At 71.1% G+C, this 20475-nt stretch carries 1 protein-coding gene (cut by a window edge); it reads left to right on the top strand.

Going from position 1 to position 20475, the window contains the following annotated elements; genetic code table 11:
• Positions 1-20475 carry the 5' portion of a non-ribosomal peptide synthase/polyketide synthase gene (locus FK531_RS13580; protein WP_142100132.1) on the top strand. Its footprint extends 22962 nt past the window's final position, so the window shows 20475 of its 43437 coding nt (coding positions 1-20475); the start codon lies at positions 1-3; the stop codon falls past the right edge of the window.

Consider the following 20475-nt stretch of genomic DNA (forward strand, 5'->3'; position numbering starts at 1 on the left):
GTGGACGAGGGAACGACGAACAAGGTGGCAGGGGCAGGGGACGGCGGGCTCGTCCCCGCCGACGCCTTCCCCCTCTCGGCCGCCCAGTTCGGATTGTGGCTCTCGCAGCAGTTGAACCCCGACGTCCCGGTCAACATGGCCCAGTACGTCGAACTCCGTGGACAGCTCGACATCGACCTTCTCGAGCGGGTCAGCATCGTTGTCGGCAAGGAACTCGGGTCGGGTTACCTCCGCTTGATCGACGTCGACGGACGTCCCTACCAGATGGTCGACCGCACCATCGACCAGTCGTTCGCCCGCCTCGACTTCTCCGAAGAGGCCGATCCCGCCGCCGCTGCCGCCGAGTGGATGCAGGCCGAGTACTCGGCTCCGCTCGACCTGCTCACTGACCGCCTCATCGTGTGCGCCGTCCTCAAGCTCGCAGAGGACCACCACTACTGGTACGCGCGCATCCATCACGTCGCGCTGGACGGTCACGGCGCGATGACGCTGATGACCCGCACCGCCGACATGTACACCGAGGCACTCGGCGGCCGCGAGATGCCCGCTGCGAAGACCGACGGCCTGCGGAAGATCTACGAGGACGAGACGACCTACCGCGCGTCGACGCGGTTCGAGAGCGACCGACAGCACTGGCTCGACGTCGCAGCCGGACTGCCCGAGGCGGCCTCGTTCGCGGCACGCCAGGCTCCCGCTCAGGCACTCAGTCGCGTCGAGAGCTCGCCGCTGACCGCGGAGACCATCACCAAGATCACCGAGCGCGACGGCGCCTCCTTCGCTCCGACCACCATCGCGGCGTTTGCGCTGTACTTCTCCCGACTGACCGGCCAGCGGGACGTGTTGCTCTCGCTGCCCGTGTCGGGTCGCGTCACCGCGTCGATGCGCCGCTCGGGCGGCATGGTGTCCAACGTCGTGCCGCTGCGCGTCCGGATCGACAAGGCCGAGACCCTCGGCGAACTCGTCGCCAGCGTCCAGACCCAGCTGGTCGGCGCGCTGCGCCACCAGCGGTACCGGGCCGAGGACCTCAAGCGCGAGCTCGGCCAGGCCAGCGCGGACCGGGGCTTCTTCGGACCGATCATCAACATCATGATGGGCCTGGGCGACCTGCGGCTCGGCTCGATGGTCTCGAGCCTGCACGTGCTCTCGTCCGGCCCGGTCGACGACCTGATGCTCAATCTCTACGAGACGGGCTCGGGGCAGAGCACGCACGTGGACTTCATCGGCAACCCGGACCGGTACACCGCCGAGGAGCTCGAGCGTCACCACACCCGGTTCTTCGACTTCCTCGCCGAGTTCGCGGGCGCCGACCCCGACAGCCCGATCGCCGAGCTGCAGCACCTCGCGCCTGCCGAACGCGACTGGCTGCTCGAGCGCCGTGGCGCGCAGCAGTCCGAGGCGGTCTCGCTCGGGGACATCCTGGCGACCACCGCCGCGAGCTTCCCCGACCACGACGCGGTCGTCCTCGGCGATGTCACGTGGTCGTACCGCGAGCTCGACGAACGGTCCAGCCGACTGGCCCGCGTCCTGATCGATCAGGGCGTGGGCCCGGAGTCGTTCGTCGCGCTGGCCATGCCGCGGTCGCTGGAGTCGATCCTGGGCATCTGGGCCATCGCCAAGGCCGGCGCTGCCTACCTGCCGATCGATCCGAGCTACCCAGCCGAGCGCATCGACTACATCGTCGCGGACTCCGGCGTGCACACCGGACTGACGTTGACCGCGCATGCGAGCGAGATGCCGGATTCGGTGCGGTGGCTGGTCCTCGACGATGCCGACACTCTCGCCACCGTCGGCGAACAGTCCGCGCTGCCGGTGGCCGCCGACGAGCTGACCCGTCCGGTCCGCCCGGACAACGCGGCCTACATGATCTACACCTCCGGATCGACCGGGCGCCCCAAGGGCGTCGTGGTCACCCACCGGGGTTTCAGCACCCTCGCCGCCGACCTGCGCGACCGCTACCTCATGCACCCGCAGGCGCGTGAGCTGCACTTCGCCTCGCCCAGCTTCGACGCCGCGTTCGGTGAGATGCTCGCCGCGTTCGCGCACGGCGCCGCACTCGTCATCGTCCCGCCGACCGTCCTCGGCGGCGACGAGCTGGCAGCCGTGATCCGCGACCACCGCGTCACCACCATGGTCTCGACCCCGCCGGCCGCGCAGACCCTCGACCCCGCCGGGCTCGACAGTGTCCGCCGCATCGTCACCGGTGGCGACGTGTGCCCGCCCGAGCTGGCAGCGCGCTGGGACGGTCGCCTCGTCAACGCCTACGGCCCGACAGAGACGACCGTCATCGTCACCGCCAGCGAGCCGCTGCCGGCGGGTGAGCCGGTGACGATCGGCTCGGCGATGGCGGGCGTGTCGCTGTACGTCCTCGACTCGACGCTGGCGCCCAGCCCGATCGGCGTCGTCGGCGAGCTGTACGTCCACGGTGCGGGCCTGGCGCGCGGCTACCACCGCCGCCCGTCGCTGACCGCGGAGCGCTTCGTCGCGAACCCGTACGGCGAACCCGGTGAGTTGCTCTACCGTACGGGCGATCTCGTCCGCTGGACGCCCCAGGGCGCACTCGAGTACGTCGGCCGGTCCGACTTCCAGGTCAAGATCCGCGGCTACCGCATCGAACTCGGCGAGATCAACGCCGCACTCGAATCGCACCCGGCGGTCGGCTTCGCGACCACCGAGGCGCGTACGAGCGCGGCCGGCCACGACCGGCTCGTGTCGTACCTGCTCGCCGCGGACGGGGCCGACGTCGACGTCGCAGACCTCTCCTCACACGTCGCGCAGCTCGTGCCCTCGTACATGGTGCCGGCCGCGATCGTCGTCCTGGACGAGATGCCGCTCACGGTCAACGGCAAGCTCGACCGGAAGGCGTTGCCGGACCCGGACTTCGGTGCGGCACCCGCCGAATACGTCGCACCCAGGACCGACGCCGAGAAGGTCCTCGCGCGGATCGTCGCGGAGGTGCTCGGTCTCGAGGAGGTCAGCGCCACGGCCGGCTTCTTCGAGCTCGGTGGCGACTCGATCATCTCGATGCAGCTGGTCTCCCGGGCGAAGACCGCCGGACTGTCCTTCACCGCCCGGGACGTGTTCGAACGCAAGACGATTGCGGCGATCGCGGCCGCCGCGAACCCGGTCGGCGCGGAGGCTGCCGTCCCGACGCTCACCGAGCTGCCCGGCGGCGGAGTCGGTGACGTCGTCGCGGCCCCCATCGTCCGTGCGATGGTCGAGGACGGCCACTACGACGGATTCGCGCAGGCACTGCTGCTGACGATCCCGGCGGACGCACGCCGCGAACAGGTCGCGGCGACGATCCAGTCGGTCGTCGACTGGCACGACATGTTGCGCGCGCAGCTGACCGTGGAGGCGGGCGAGCCCGTGCTCCGGGTTCGCCCGGTCGGTTCCGTCGACGCGGACGACCTGATCACGGTCGCGGACCCCGGGGCCGACGTCGCGGCGACCTCGGCCGCGGCGGCGCGCACCCTCGCGCCTGCCGACGGAGTCCTGGCTCGGTTCGTCTGGTTCCCGGCCGGCGAGTCCGGCGACGGTCGCATCCTCGTGGTGATCCACCATCTCGCCGTCGACGGCGTGTCCTGGCGCGTGCTGGTGCCCGACTTCGCGGCCGCCTGGGCGCAGGTGCTGGCCGGGGCGCCGATCGTCGCGCTGCCCGACGTCGTCACCTCGGTGCGACGCTGGACGCAGGGCCTCGCCGACGACGCGGTGCGCCCCGAACGGGTCGCCGAGCTCGATGCGTGGCGGGCGATCGTCGAGGGTCCCGATCCGCTGCTCGGCGCGCGCGCCTTCGACCCGCAGCGCGATGTCGCGGCCACCGAGCGGACCGTCGAGGTCACCGTGTCGGCGGACACCACCGCCGCACTGCTCACCGACCTGCCCGCGACGCTGCGCGGCGGGGTCAACGACGCGATGGTCGCCGCGCTCGCGGTCGCGGTCGCCGACTGGCGCAAGGCGCGTGGGGTCAGCGAGTCCTCGACCCTGCTGTCGATCGAGGGTCACGGCCGTGACGAGTCCGCCGTTCCCGGCGCGGACCTGCACCGCACCGTCGGCTGGTTCACCAGCGTGCACCCGGTTCGTCTCGACGTCGCGGGTGTGGACCTGGACGACGCCCGGCTCGGTGGGGAATCCGCGGGCACGGCGCTCAAGCTGGTCAAGGAGCAGTTGCTCGAGGTCCCGGGGAGGGGTCTCGGTTTCGGACTGCTCCGGCACCTGAACCCGGACACCGCGCCGATCCTGCGTGGATGGTCCACCCCCCAGATCGCGTTCAACTACCTCGGCAGGCTCTCCGCCGGCGACATTCCCGAGCAGTTCCGCGGGCTCGGATGGATGCCCGACGGAGACGCCCTCTCCACCGGCGCGCACCGTGACCCCGGCATGCCGCTGGCCGCTGCCCTGACCGTCGATGCGATCGCCACCGACGCGGGCGCCGGCGCCGTCCTGACCGCGACCTTCGGGTACGCCTCCGAACTGTTCGACGAGTCCGACGTCGCGGACCTCGCCCGCCGCTGGGTGGCGGTGCTCGACGGTTTCGCCCGGTACGCCGCGTCTCCGGCCGCGGGCGGCCTGACGCCGTCCGACGTCCCGCTCGCCGCGGTGACGCAGTCCCAGATCGACCGGTGGGAGGAGCGCTACCCCGCGCTGACCGACATCTGGTCGCTCTCGCCGCTGCAGGCGGGAATGATGTTCCACGCGACTCTGAGCGAGACGTCGGTGGACCTCTACACCGCGCAGATCGTGCTCGAGCTCGCCGGCCGGGTCGACGTCGACCGGATGCGGACCGCCGCGCAGCGACTGCTGGACCGGCACGAGAACCTGCGGTCGGCATTCGTCTACGACCAGGGTGGCAGCCCCGCCCAGCTGGTGACCTCCGCGGTCGACGTGCCGTTCGTGTACGTCGACCTGACCGAGGGTGATGACGGCGCCACCGGCGACCCGACCGGCGATGCGAGCGCCCTGATCGCCGTCGACCGGGTCACGCGCTTCGATCTCGCCCAGCCGCCGCTCGTGCGGTTCCTGCTCGTGCGCACTGGTGCCGAGGAGTACCGGCTGGCGCTGACCAACCATCACATCCTCATCGACGGATGGTCGCTGCCGCTGGTGCTGCGCGACCTCATCGTGCTGTACGCCGCGGGATCGGACGACATCGCGCTGCCCACGGCCCCGTCCTACCGGGCCTTCCTGGAATGGCTCGAGCAGCAGGACCGTTCCGAGTCGCTCGCGGTGTGGCGCGAGGCCTTCGCCGGTCTCGAGGCCCCGACGATGCTCGCGGCCGGCCGGGAGCTGACCGTGGTGCCGGTGCCCGAGGAGATCGCCCTGGCGCTCGACCCGGAGGTCGAGACCGGACTGGTCGGGCTCGCCCGGCAGCTCGGCGTCACCGTCAACACCGTCGTGCAGGCGGCCTGGGCGATCATGCTCGCGCGCCTGACGAACCGTCGCGACGTCGTGTTCGGCGCGACCGTCGCGGGCAGGCCGCCGCAGCTGCCCGGTGTCGAGTCGATGGTGGGCCTGTTCATCAACACGCTGCCGGTCCGAGTGCAGATCGACGAGGACGAGTCGATCGAGGGCCTGCTCGCACGCCTGCAGGTCGAGCAGTCCGCCCTGCTCGACCACCACTACCTCGGACTGCCGGACATCCACCGCGAGACCGGGTTCGCCGCACTCTTCGACACGCTCGCCGTGTTCGAGTCCTACCCGGTGGACCGGGCGGGACTGACCGCCGACACCGACATCGCCGGAATGTTCGTCCGTGACGTCGCCGTCGAGGACGCGACGCACTACCCGCTGACCCTTGTCGCACTGCAGGATCCGGAGCTGCACTTCACCGTCAAGTACCTGCCGCCGCTGCTGCCGACGGCAGAGGTCGAGGCGTTGACGGCCCGGTTCGTCCGGGTACTCGGCGTCATGGCCGCTGACGCGTCGACGCCGGTCGGCGCGATCGACATCCTCGGCGCCGACGAACTGGCCCGGCTGGCGCCGGTACGTGGCCGCGCGGGCGAGATGCCCGACACGCTGCCCGCGCTGTTCGCCGATGCCGTGGCGACCGCACCGGACGGGATCGCGGTCAGCTTCGAGGGTCGCAACCTGACCTACCGCGAGCTCGACGACCGGACGAACCGGCTCGCCCGCGCGCTGATCGGGCGCGGCGTCGGGCCGGAGCAGTTCGTCGCGCTCGCGCTCACCCGTTCTCTCGAGTCCGTGCTCGCGATGGTGGCCATCGCGAAGACCGGTGCGGCCTTCGTGCCGATCGACCCGAACTACCCGCTCGACCGCATCGAGTTCATGCTGTCGGACTCCGCCGTGCGCGTCGGCGTGACGGTCGCCGCCGAGCGCGACCTGCTGCCCGCAGCCGAGACCGGCTGGCTCGTCCTCGACGAACCCGCGTTCGCCGCGGAGGTCGACGGACTGTCCTCGGCGCCGCTGACCGTCGCCGAGTCGGGACTCGGAAGCGCGTCCGCCGCGGCGTACATGATCTACACGTCCGGTTCGACGGGCCAGCCCAAGGGCGTCGTCGTGACCCACGTGGGTCTGCACAACTTCGCGGTCGAGCAGCGCGAACGCTACGACGTGAGCGCGACCTCGCGGGTGCTGCACGTGTCCTCGCCGAGCTTCGACGCGTCGATTCTCGAGTACACGATGGCCTTCGGCGCGGGTGCGACGCTGGTGGTCTCGCCGCCGACCGTCTTCGGTGGCAGCGAGCTGCACGACCTGATCGCGCGCGAGGGCGTCACGCACGCATTCGTCACGCCGTCGGCGCTGGCCTCGGTGGATCCGACCGGCCTCGACGGTTTCACGCACCTGGTCGCGGGCGGCGAGGCGGTTCCGACCGACATCGTCGAGCGCTGGGCGCCGGGTCGCAAGCTCTACAACGGCTACGGCCCGACCGAGACGACCATCATGGTCGCGATCAGCTCCCCGCTGACAGTCGGCGAGCCGATCACGATCGGTGGCCCGATCCGCGGCACGTCGGCATTGGTACTCGACGAGCGACTGAGGGTGGTCCCGGCGGGCGCCGTCGGCGAGCTCTACATCTCCGGCCTCGGCCTTGCCCGCGGCTACCACGCGCGCGGCGCGCTGACCGCGGACCGGTTCGTCGCGAACCCGTACGGCGCCCAGGGCGAGCGGATGTACCGTACCGGCGACCTGGTGCGGTGGACGGACCAGATGACGCTCGAGTACGTCGGGCGGTCGGACTTCCAGGTGAAGGTGCGCGGCCTGCGCATCGAACTCGGCGAGATCGACGCCGCCCTGGTGGCGCACCCGTCGGTCGACTTCGCGGCGACCCTGGGCGTGACCGACGAGCACGGCGACACCCAGCTCGCGGCGTATGTCCGCCCGGCGCCGGGCGCCGTGGTGGACCCGGCCGACCTGCTCGCGTTCGTCGGCGAGTCGCTGACCGCGTACATGGTGCCGGGCTCGCTGACCGTGCTCGACGAGATCCCGCTGACCCCGGTCGGCAAGCTTGACCGCGCTGCGCTGCCCGCGCCGGTGTTCGTCACTGCCGCAACGGAATACGTGGCTCCGAGCAACCCGGTCGAGGAGATCGTCGCCGAGGTGTTCGCGGAAGTCCTCGGAGCCGAGCGGGTCGGCCTGACCGACGACTTCTTCGCGCTCGGCGGTAACTCGCTGGTCGCCACCAAGGTGACCGCACGGATCAACGCGGCCCTCGACATCCGGATCGGTGCCCGAGACCTGTTCGAGGCGCCGACGGTCGGCGCGCTGGCCCTGCGTGCCGAGCACGCGGCGTCGCGGTCGACCGACCGCCCCGCCCTCACCGCGGTCGCGCGACCGGAGGAGTTGCCGCTCTCGCTCGCGCAGCAGCGCATGTGGTTCCTGAACCGGATGGACCCGTCGGCGGGCACCTACAACGTGCCCCTCGCCGTGCGACTGTCCGGTGCGCTCGACGTGACCGCGATGGCGGCGGCGCTGCGCGACGTCCTCGGCAGGCACGAGGCGCTGCGCACCGTGTTCCCGGAGACCGCGACCGGCGCAGAGCAGGTCGTGCTGCCGCTGGCCGAGATCGACCTCGCGCTGACTCCGATCCCGGTGACCGAGCAGGAGTTGCCCGCGCGGGCGCTCGAGCTCGGCTCGGTCGGGTTCGACGTCACCACCGAGATCCCGGTGCGCGCACACCTTTTCGAGATCGCGCCCGATCAGCACGTGCTGGCGCTGGTCATGCATCACATCGCCACCGACGGCTGGTCGCTGGCGCCGCTTGCCCGTGACCTGATGGTCGCGTACACCGCGCGGACCCGATCGGTGCCGCCGGCCTGGGCTCCGCTGCCGGTGCAGTACCCGGACTTCGCGATCTGGCAGCGCGAACTGCTCGGCGACCACGCGGACGGCCAGTCGCTCGCGGCGCGCCAGATCGACTTCTGGTCGCGCGAGCTCGCCGGCCTGCCCGACGTGCTGAACCTGCCGACCGACCGGCCGCGCCCGGCCATGCTGTCGGGAGCCGGTGCGCGGGTGCGGGTTCCGCTCCCTGCGAGCACGCGTCGCGCCGTCGACCAGCTCGCGCAGCTCAACCGCTCGACGCCGTTCATGGTGCTGCACGCCGCGCTGGCGGTGTTGCTGGGCAGGCTGTCCGGCGAGCAGGACATCGCGATCGGTACGCCCGTCGCCGGCCGCGGCGAACGCGAACTCGACGACCTCGTCGGCATGTTCGTCAACACCCTGGTGCTGCGTGCGCAGGTCGACGGCGCCGTCACCTTCGAGGACCTGCTGGCGCAGGTGCGCACCAGCGACCTGGCGGCATTCGAGCACGCCGACGTGCCGTTCGAACGCCTCGTCGAGGTGCTCAATCCGGTTCGCTCCACGGCGCATTCGCCGCTGTTCCAGGTCCAGTTCGCGCTGGAGAACTTTGCCGAGCCGACCCTGACGCTGCCCGGCCTGACCGTCGGTGCCGAGGGCATCGAGGTCGCCGTCTCGAAGTTTGACCTCGAAGTGACCGTTTCGGAGCAGCGCGGCGGAGCCGGGTACGAGGTGACCTTCCTCTACGCCACAGATCTCTTCGACGAACCGACCGTGCGCTCGTTCGCGGACCGCTACGTCAAGGTGATCGACGGGGTGCTCGCGGAGCCGACCGCCGCGGTCGGGGATCTCGCGCTGCTCGACGAGGCCGAGCTCGGCACATTGGCTGGATGGAACGACACGGCCACCCCGGTGTTCGGCGAGACGCTGGCAGAGCTCTTCGGCGCGCAGGTCGCGCGAACCCCGGATGCCGTCGCGGTGGTCTTCGAGGGCACTTCGCTGACCTACCGCGAGCTGGATATTCAGTCGAACAAGCTCGCGCGGGTGCTGATCGAAGAGGGAGTCGGCCCGGAGACCCGGGTGGGCCTGGCGATGAGCCGCTCGCTCGAGTTGATCGTTGCGATGTACGCGATCGTCAAGGCCGGTGGCGCCTACGTCCCGGTGGATCCGGATCATCCGGCCGAGCGCACCGCATTCGTGCTCGAATCGGCCGCACCGGTCTGCGTACTGAGCACAGTCGCCGAATCCTCGGCGGTACCGGACGGTTACCGGACGCTCGAGGTCGACCGGCTCGAACTGCTCTGCGTCGAAGGCGCACCCGTGGTGGACGCCGACCGCCTGGCACCGCTGCGCTCGGAGCATTCCGCATACGTGATCTACACGTCCGGATCGACGGGGCGGCCGAAGGGCGTCGCGGTGTCGCAGGCGGCGATCGCGAATCAGATCCAGTGGCTGGCCGCCGAATACGGATTCGGCCAGGACGACGTCGTCCTGCAGAAGACTCCGACGACGTTCGACGTCTCGCTGTGGGAGCTGTTCGTTCCACTGGTGACCGGTGGCCGAATGGTCGTCGCGACGCCCGACGGTCATCGCGATGCGGCTTACCTGGCGGCGATCATCTCCGAACAGGGCGTCACCGCAACGTCCTTCGTGCCGTCAATGCTGGCACTGTTCACCAGCACGGCTTCGTCGCAGGAATGCAAGTCGCTGCGAGTGGTGTTCGCTGCCGGTGAGGCGCTGGCCTCGGAGGCGATCACCCGTTTCCGCGAACTGTTCGGCGCCGAGTTGCACAACCTGTACGGCCCGACCGAAACCGCTGTGCACGTGACCTATTGGGACACCGCGGACGCGAACGGTACCGCCATCGTGCCGATCGGTCGTCCGGTGTGGAACACGGCGACCCTCGTGCTCGACAGGCGTCTGAATCAGGTTCCGATCGGTGTCCCGGGTGAGCTGTACCTCGCGGGCGATCAGTTGGCCCGTGGCTACCAGGGGCGAGCCGATCTGACCTCCGATCGCTTCGTAGCGAATCCGTATGGCGAGGCCGGCTCGCGGATGTACCGATCCGGCGACCTGGTCCGGTGGAATGCCCACGGGCAGCTGGAATACCTGGGCCGCACGGACTTCCAGGTCAAGCTGCGTGGTCAGCGAATCGAGCTCGGTGAGATCGAGGCGGCACTAGTCGGCCACCCCGATGTCGAGCAGGCCGTGGTGGTGCTGCACAGCGATGCGCACACCGGTGACCAACTCGTCGGCTACGTCGTCGCGCGTGGCGGTGTCGACCTGAACCAAACCGTCCTGACCGAGCACCTCGTCGATCTGTTGCCCCGCTACATGGTGCCCACGGCCATCGTCGTGCTGGACGCGATGCCGCTCAATGCCAGCGGCAAACTCGATCGCAAGGCGCTTCCTGCGCCGGTGTTCGACGCGCGTGCGGGTGAGCACGTCGCCCCGCGTGACCCGGTCGAGGTGATCGTCGCGGGCATCTACGCCGAGACCCTCGGCGTGGACCAGGTGAGCGTCGTCGAGAGCTTCTTCGACCTGGGCGGTAACTCGCTCGTCGCCACCCGGGTGATCTCCCGTCTCAACGAGGCCACCGGTGCGTCCCTGGGCGTGCGTGAGTTGTTCGAGGCGCCCTCCGTCGCAGAACTCGCCAGGCTCGTCGAGCAAGCGGAGCGGCGCGACCGGCCGGCGTTGGCCGCGCAGGATCGCACCGGCCAGGTGCCGCTCTCGCTCGCGCAGCAGCGGATGTGGTTCCTCAACCGCTTCGACCGGGACTCCGCGGCCTACAACATGCCGTTCGCGATCCGGCTCACCGGCGACCTCGACGTCGCGGCGCTCACCGCCGCGATGGGTGACGTCGTCGAGCGGCACGAGGCGCTGCGGACCTACTACCCGGACTCTGCCTCCGGCCCGCACCAGGTGCTGCTGCCGGTCGAGACAATCGCCGCCGCAACGGATCTGGCGGTCACCCGGATCGGACGCGACGAGCTCGAGTCCGAGATCGTGGGGCTCGCGACCGCCGGCTTCGACGTCACCGCGTCGGCGCCGCTGCGCATCCGACTGTTCGCGGTCGGCGAGGGCGAGTTCGTCCTCGTGTTCGTCCTGCACCACATCGCCTTCGACGGCTGGTCCTCGGCGCCGCTCGCGCGCGACCTGATGATCGCGTACGTCGCGCGCTCCGGCGGTGCGGCGCCGGCGTGGTCGCCGCTGCCGGTGCAGTACGGAGACTTCGCGATCTGGCAGCGCGCACTGCTCGGCGACGAGCGTGACGCCGAGTCGCTCGCGGCCCGTCAGCTCGACTTCTGGCGGACCGCGCTGGCGGACCTGCCCGACCAACTCGAACTGCCGACCGACCACGCGCGCCCGATGCAGCAGTCGTTCCGCGGCGGCGACGTCGCGTTCACGATGGATGCGGCCCTGCACGCGCGCCTGCTCGAGGTCGCGCGGTCGAGCAACTCGACCCTGTTCATGGTCGTGCACGCCGCACTGTCCGTGCTGCTCGCGCGGCTCAGCGGCGGCGAGGACATCGCGGTCGGTACACCGATCGCCGGTCGCGGCGAGGCCGCGCTCGACGACGTCGTCGGCATGTTCGTCAACACCCTCGTGCTGCGCGCCGAGGTCGACGAGAACGTTCCGTTCGCGGACCTGCTCACCCAGGTGCGCGCCCGCGACCTGGCCGCGTTCACGCACACCGACGTGCCCTTCGAGCGGCTCGTCGAGGCACTCAACCCCACCCGGTCGGCGGCCTACCATCCGCTGTTCCAGGTCTCACTGTGGTTCCAGAACATCGACCGCGCCAGCCTGGAGTTGCCCGGACTCACGGTGGCACCGGTGGAGTTCGAGTCGGGCGTGGCCCGTTTCGACCTGCAGCTGACGGTCACCGACACCACCGACGCCCACGGCGCACCCGGGCCGGTGGACATGGTCCTGACCTACGCCACGGACCTCTTCGAGCGCTCCGGCGCGGAGTCGTTCGCCGACAGGCTGACCGCGATCCTCGAGGCCGTCGCGGCGGACCCGACCGTGGTGGTCGGAGACATCCCGCTGGTGTCCGCCGACGAGCGCACCCTCGTGCTCGACACCTGGAACGCCACCGACCACACGGTGGCCGAGGTCGAGGCCGGATTCGACACGCTCGCAGCGCTTTTCGACGCGCAGGTGGCACGCACCCCGGATGCGGTGGCCCTCGTGTTCGAGGGCGAGGAGCTGACGTACGGAGAGTTCGACGCGCGCGCCAACCGGCTCGCCCGGCACCTCATCGACCTCGGCGTCGGCCCGGAGTCGGTGGTCGGTCTGTCGATCCGCCGGTCGTTCGAGCTGCTCGTCGGCATGTACGCCATCCTCAAGGCGGGTGGCGCGTACGTGCCGCTCGACCCGGACCACCCTGCCGAACGCAACGGCTACGTGCTCGAGAGTGCCGAGCCGGTCTGCGTGCTGACCACCGCGCGCGACCGGGTGTCGCTGCCCGAGACCGCCGTCGTGCTCGAGATCGACCGGCTCGACGTCTCGGAGCGCAGCGGCGCCCCCGTCACCGACGCCGACCGGATCACGCGGTTGCGCCCGGAGCACCCGGCGAACCTGATGTACACCTCCGGCTCCACCGGCCGGCCCAAGGGCATCGCGGTGCCGCACGCGGGCCTGGTCAACCAGCTGCTGTGGATGCAGGACGAGTACGAGCTCACCACCGACGACGCGGTGATGCTCAAGACCCCGATGACCTTCGACGTGTCGGTGTGGGAGTTCTTCTGGACCCTGCAGACCGGTGCGCGCCTGGTGATCGCGCGGGCCGACGGGCACCGCGACCCGGAGTACCTGTCCGCCCTGATGGTTGATCAGCGGGTCACGGTCGTCCAGTTCGTGCCGTCGATGCTGGCGATGTTCGTCTCGAGTTCGTCTGCGCGCATTCCGGATTCGGTGCGTGCGGTCATCGCGATCGGTGAGGCGCTGCCGATCGAGACCGCCGAGCGGTTCCGCGCCCTCGCGGCCGCGCCGCTGGACAACCTCTACGGTCCGGCCGAGGCGTCGCTCGCGGTGACGACCTGGCCGTGTACCGACGCCGATCGCGGCACCGTGCCGATCGGCGTACCGATGTGGAACACCAAGCTGTACGTGCTCGATTCGCGTCTGCAGCCGGTTCCGGTCGGTGTCGCGGGTGAGCTGTACCTGTCGGGCGTCCAGCTGGCCCGCGGCTACCACGGCCGCGTCGACCTCACCTCCGACCGGTTCGTGGCGGACCCGTTTTCCGGGGCGAGCGGAGCGACGGGGAATGTCGCCGAGGCGAGCGGAGCGACGGGGAATGTCGCCGAGGCGAGCGAAGCGACGGGGAATGTCGCTGCCGGGTCCCGCATGTACCGCACCGGCGACCTGGTGCGCAGGCGTGCCGACGGCATCGTCGAGTACATCGGCCGCACCGACTTCCAGGTCAAGGTGCGCGGCAACCGGATCGAGCTCGGCGAGATCGAGTCCGCACTGGCCACCGCGCCCGGCGTCAGCCAGGCCGTCGTCGTGGTCCGCACCGATCCGCACACCGGCGACCAGCTCGTCGGCTACGTCGTGCCGAGCGGTGCGCACCCGATCACCGCCGAGACCGTCGCCGCGCACGCCGCCCAGACGCTGCCGTCGTACATGGTTCCCGCCGCGGTCATGGTGCTCGACGAGTTCCCGCTCAACGGCAGTGGCAAGGTCGACCGTAAGGCCCTGCCGGACCCGGTGTTCGACCTCGCTGGCGCGGAGTACGTCGCGCCCCGCAACCCGGTGGAGGAGATCATCGCCGGGGTGTTCGCCGAGGTGCTCGGTGTGGACCGGGTCAGCGCGGTGGAGAGCTTCTTCGACGCCGGCGGCAACTCGCTCGTCGCCACCCGCGTCACCGCCAAGGTCGGCGAGGCGCTCGGTGTCCGGGTCGGCGTGCGTGACCTGTTCGACGCCCCGACCGTCGCTGAACTGGCCACCCGTCTCGAGTTCCGCGACGAGGGTCGCGACCGCGCCGAACTGCTCCCGCAGGAGCGCGGCGAGCGGACCCCGCTCTCGCTCGCGCAGCAGCGGATGTGGTTCCTCAACCGGTACGACCCGTCCTCGCCCGCCTACAACCTGCCGCTGCCGGTCCGGCTGAGCGGGGCGCTCGACGTGGACGCCATGCGTGCCGCGGTCCTCGACGTGATCGAGCGGCACGAGTCGCTGCGCACGATGTTCCCGGACTCCGACGCCGGGCCGCACCAGGTGGTCGTACCCGCGGCCGAGGTGGTGCCGGACCTCACGCCGGTCGACGTCGCGGAGAGCGAGCTGCCTGCCACCATCGCGGAGACGGTGCTGCGCGGCTTCGACGTCACGGTCGAGGTGCCGCTGCACGCACGCCTGCTCCGTGTCTCCGGCCGCGAGCACGTGCTCGTCCTCGTGCTGCACCACATCTCGGGCGACGGTCTGTCGATGGGCCCGCTCGCCCGAGACGTGATGGTCGCCTACAGTGCCCGCGTCGCCGGCGACACCCCGAGCTGGAGCCCGCTGCCCGTCCAGTACGCCGACTACAGCATCTGGCAGCGCGCGGTGCTCGGCGACGAGAAGGATCCGGAGTCGGTCGCGGCCCGGCAGATCGCCTACTGGCGCGGCGCGCTCGCGGCGTTGCCGGACAAGCTCGACCTGCCGACCGACCGATCGCGCCCCGCCTCGCAGTCGATGCGCGGTGCCGACCACCGGTTCGACCTCGACGCCGACCTGTACGGTGCGATCGCCGACTACGCCCGTAGCCACGGCGCCACCCCGTTCATGGTCGTGCACGCCGCGTACGCAGCGACGTTGGCGCAGTTGTCCGGCGCCGACGACATCGCGATCGGCACGCCGGTCGGCGGTCGCGGCGAGCGGGTGCTCGACGACCTGGTCGGCATGTTCGTCAACACTCTCGTGCTGCGCACCGTGATCGACCGGGCGGAGAGCTTCGACGAGTTGGTCGCGCGGATCCGCACGACGGACCTCGCGGCGTTCGAGCACGCGGAGATCCCCTTCGAGCAGCTCGTGGACACGCTCGGCGCGCCGCGGGCGACCTCGCACTCGCCGCTGTTCCAGGTGGCGCTCTCGTTCCAGTCCGAGTCGAGCACTCGGCTCGAGCTCGCGGGCCTCGAGGTGTCGGCACTGGACGTGCCGACCGACTCCGCCAAGTACGACCTCATGCTCACCGTCCTGGAGGGATCGGACGGCGGCGCGAGTGCCGTGTTCACCTATGCCACCGATCTTTTCGACCCGTCGACGGTGGCGCGGTTCGCGCAGAACCTGCGCCACCTGCTGCGGACCGCGCTCGGCGCGCCCCAGGGTGCGGTCGGGGACCTGAGTGTCCTCGACGCGCAGGAGCGCGCACACCTGGTCGACCGCCGCGGCGCGCACGCGCCTGCGCCCCGCACCCTGGCCGCGATTCTCGCCGACGGCGCGCGACCGCACCTCGATCGCGCGGCGATCGAGGCCGGCGACCAGACGGTCACCTACCGCGAGCTGACGGATCGGTCGAACCGCCTGGCGCGGTACCTGATCGAGCGTGGTGTCGGACCGGACGCGGTTGTCGCCCTGGCGATTCCGCGTTCCATCGACGCCATGGTCGCGATCTGGGCGGTCGCCGCCGCCGGTGGCGCCTACCTGCCGATCGACCCGAAGCTGCCCGCCGAGCGCATCGCGCACATGGTCACCGACTCCGGTGCGCTCGTAGGCCTGACCACTTCGGAGTTCCGGGACGCCCTGCCCGTGGGTTCGGGAACGGGCGCGCAGTGGGTCGAGCTCGACGACCCCGACGTCGCGGCGTCCGTCGTGTCCCGATCCGCGGCTGCGGTCACCGATGCCGAGCGGGTCGCCCCGCTGGCGGTGGACCACCTCGCGTACGTCATCTACACGTCCGGCACCACCGGTCTGCCCAAGGGCGTCGCGGTGACGCATCGCGGCATCGCCGCGCTGACCGAGGACCTGCTCGAGTACTACGGAACGACGGCTGCCTCACGCGTCCTGCAGTTCGCGGCGATCAGCTTCGACGCTGCCGTCGGCGAGATGCTGTCGACCTTCGCGGCCGGCGCCACCATGGTCATCGCACCTACCGACCTGTACGGCGGAGTCGAGCTGGCCGGCTTCATCCGCGACCAGTCGATCACCATGTTCGTCAGCACCCCGACGGCGGTGCAGACGATCGACGCCACAGGTCTCGAGACCGTCGAGCGGGTCGTCGTCGGTGGCGACGTGTGCCCGCCGGAGTTGGCGGCCCGGTGGGGCGGCCGGCTGCGCAACGCCTACGGACCGACCGAGACGACCGTCATCGTCACGATCACCGAGCCGCTCGCGGCCGGCGTCGACATCACCATCGGCGCGCCGATGCGCGGCGTCCACGCACTGGTGCTCGACTCCCGGCTGCGGCCGGTGCCGGTCGGCACGCCCGGCGAGCTGTACGTCACCAACGAGGGTCTGGCCCGCGGCTACCTGGCACGGCCCGCGCTGAGCGCCGAGCGGTTCGTCGCCAACCCGTTCGGCGCGGCCGGGGAGCGGATGTACCGCACCGGTGACGTCGTGCGGTGGACGGCCGCGGGGGAGCTCGACTACGTCGGCCGCTCCGACTTCCAGTTGCAGGTGCGTGGATTCCGCGTCGAACTCGGCGAGATCGACGCGGCCCTGAACGCCCACCCGGACGTGGCCCTCGCCGCGACCGTCGGCCGCCCCGGCCCGGCCGGGGACCTGGTACTCGTCTCCTACGTCAAGCCGGTCGACGGCGCGTCCTCCGACAGCGAGGCGCTGTCCGCGTTCGTCGCGGGCACCCTCCCGTCGTACATGGTTCCGGCCGCGATCATGGTCCTCGACGAGGTGCCGCTGACGCCGCTGGGCAAGCTCGACCGGGCGGCCCTGCCCGCACCCGAGTTCGGCGGGGCGGGCGTGTTCGTCGCACCGCGCGACGAGATCGAGTCCGGTGTGGCCGATGTCTTCGCGCGCATCCTCGACGCCTCGCGCGTCGGCGCGACGGACGACTTCTTCGACCTGGGCGGCAACTCGCTGATCGCGACCCGGGTCGTCAGCCAGGTCAACCAGGCCTTCGGCGCGGACCTTGGGGTGCGAGACCTGTTCGAGGCCCGCACAGTCGGCGAGCTGGCGGCGCGCGTCGTCCGCGGCGGCGACGAGGGCAGGCCCGCGCTGGTCCCGCAGTCGCGCGGCGAGGTCGTGCCGCTCTCGCTCGCGCAGCAGCGCATGTGGTTCCTCAACCGGCTCGACGCCACCTCGGCCGCGTACAACATTCCGCTGGCGGTCCGGATGTCGGGCACGCTCGACGGTGACGCGCTGCGGGCCGCGCTGAGCGACGTGGTCGCCCGGCACGAGACCCTGCGCACCGTCTACCCGGACTCGGCGGACGGGGGCCACCAGGTGGTCCTCACCGTCGACGCCGCCGGCCTCGAACTCGAGACCGCAGCGGTGAGCGCGGCCGAGATCCACGGGCGCGTGGCCGCGCTGGCAACGGCCGGTTTCGACGTCACCGCGGCGGTGCCGGTGCGTGCCGCACTGCTGACCGTCTCGGACACCGAGCACGTGTTCGTGCTCGTCCTCCACCACATCGCGGCCGACGGCGTCTCACTGACGCCGCTCGTCGCGGACCTGATGACCGCATACTCGGCGCGCACGAACGGTGCTGCGCCGCAGTGGACGCCGCTGCCGGTGCAGTACGCGGACTACGCCATCTGGCAGCGCGAGCTGCTCGGCGACGCCGGTGACCCGTCCTCGCGGGCCGCCTCGCAGCTCGGCTACTGGACGAACGCGCTGGCCGGGCTGCCGGACCAGCTGGACCTGCCCACGGACCGGCCGCGGCCGGCTCAGGCGTCGATGCGCGGCGGCCGAGTCGAGTTCACCATCGACGCCGAGGTGCACCGCGCGGTCACCGAGATCGCCCGGGCGCACGGCGCGACGGTCTTCATGGTCATGCACGCGACCCTCGCGGTGCTGCTGGCCCGACTGAGCTCGACGTCCGACATCGCGATCGGCACCGCGATCGCGGGCCGCGGCGAGCGAGAGCTCGACGGTCTGGTCGGCATGTTCGTCAACACCCTGGTGCTGCGCAGCCGAGTCGAGCCGGAGACGGACTTCGCGACCCTGCTCGCGCACGTGCAGGCCACCGACCTGGGCGCGTACGCGCACACCGAGATTCCGTTCGAGCGGCTCGTCGACGTGCTGAGCCCGTCCCGGTCGCAGTCGCACCACCCGCTGTTCCAGGTCGCGATCGCCTTCCAGGACGCGCAGGACCTGCGGCTGGACCTGCCGGGTCTGACGGTCACGCCGGAGGACATCGCGGCGGACGTCGCCAAGTTCGACCTGCAGCTCTCGCTCGCCGAGCAGGTGGACGTCGACCGTCGTCCGAACGGCATGCTTGCGTCGTTCGACTTCGCCACCGACCTGTTCGACGCCGCGACCGTCCGCACGTTCGCCGAGCGTCTCGTGCGGATCCTGTCGACGGTCGTCGTCGACCCGACGGTTCCGGTCGGCGACGTGCCGATCCTCGACCCCGCCGAGGAGCACGCGCTCGCGGGCGTGGCGGGCGCGCAGCCGTTGGCGGCGCGGACCCTGCCGCAGATCCTCGGTGCGGCCGTGGCCGTCGACCCCGATCTGGCGGCCGTGGACGCTGCGGGCCTCCGGGTCAGCTACCGGGAGCTCGACGACCGCTCGAACCGTCTCGCGCGGGTGCTGCGCGACCGCGGCGTCGGCGTCGGCACCTTCGTCGCGGTCGCGATGCCGCGGTCGATCGACACTGTCACCGCGGTCTGGGCGATCGCCAAGACCGGTGCCGCCTTCCTGCCGGTGGATCCGAGTTACCCCGCCGACCGCATCGCGCACATGCTCACCGATTCCGGTGTGGCCGTTGGCATCACGACCGGCGACCATCGGCCTGCGCTGGCCGACCACGTCGACTGGCTGATCCTCGACGGCGCCGACGCGGGCGAGCTGGTCGCGGGCGCCTCCGCCGACCCACTGGACCTGACCGAGTTCACCCGCCCGATCCGGGTCGACGACGCGGCGTACGTCATCTACACCTCCGGCTCCACCGGCCAGCCGAAGGGCGTCGTGGTCACGCACCGCGGCCTCGCCGACCTGGTCGCCGAGCAACACGACCACCTGCTGATCGAAGCGGGCTCGCGCACACTGCAGTTCGCCTCGCCGAGCTTCGACGCGTCCGTGTTCGAGATGATGATGGCGTTCGGCAGTGCCTCGACACTGGTGATCGCTCCCGCCGATCTGTACGGCGGCGAGGAGCTCTCGACCTTCCTGCGCGAGCAGCGCGTCACCCATGCGTGCATCACCCCCGCCGCGCTGGCGGCCGCGAACCCCGAGGGTCTCGACGACCTGCGGGTGCTCGCCGTCGCCGGTGACGTCTGCCCGCCCGAGCTCGTGGCCCGCTGGGCGCCGAGCCGGACGATGCTGAACCTGTACGGCCCCACCGAGACCACGGTGTGGGCGACGGTGTCGGAGCCGCTGGTGGCGGGTGCCCCGATCACCATCGGTGCGCCGACCCGCGGCTTCCGGGTCGCGGTCCTCGACTCCCGTCTGAACCCCGCGCCGGTCGGCGTCGCGGGTGAGCTGTACCTGTCCGGGCCCGCGCTGGCACGCGGCTACCACGCCCGCGGCGTCCTCACGTCGGAACGGTTCGTCGCCAACCCGTTCGGTGCGCCGGGGGAGCGGATGTACCGCACCGGCGACGTGGTCCGGTGGACCGCCGACGGCAACCTCGAGTACGTCGGCCGCGCCGACTTCCAGGTGAAGGTGCGCGGTTTCCGCATCGAACTCGGCGAGATCAGCGGCGCCCTCGCGTGCCACGACAGCGTCGGCTTCGTCACCACGGAGGGCGTCACCGCCCCCGACGGCGGCACCGTCCTCGTCGCGTACGTGCTGCCCGCCGCCGGACGCGAGGTGGACCAGGAGGTGCTGCGGTCCTTCGCGGCCGAGTTCCTGCCGGCGTACATGGTCCCGTCGTTTGTGGTCGCCCTTGACGAGGTACCGCTCACCCCCGCGGGCAAGCTGGACCGCAGGGCCCTGCCCGCACCCGCCTTCGCCACCGCCACAGTCGATTACGTCGCGCCGCGGTCGCTCACCGAGGAGCTCGTCGCGGGCATCTTCGCCGAGGTGCTCGGGCTCGATCGGGTCGGCGTGGCCGAGAGCTTCTTCGAGGTGGGCGGCAACTCGCTGTCCGCGACCAAGGTGGTCGCGCGGGTCAACGCCGCGCTCGGCGTG

The organism is Rhodococcus spelaei (assembly GCF_006704125.1).
In the GTDB taxonomy this organism is placed as follows: domain Bacteria; phylum Actinomycetota; class Actinomycetes; order Mycobacteriales; family Mycobacteriaceae; genus Rhodococcus_G; species Rhodococcus_G spelaei.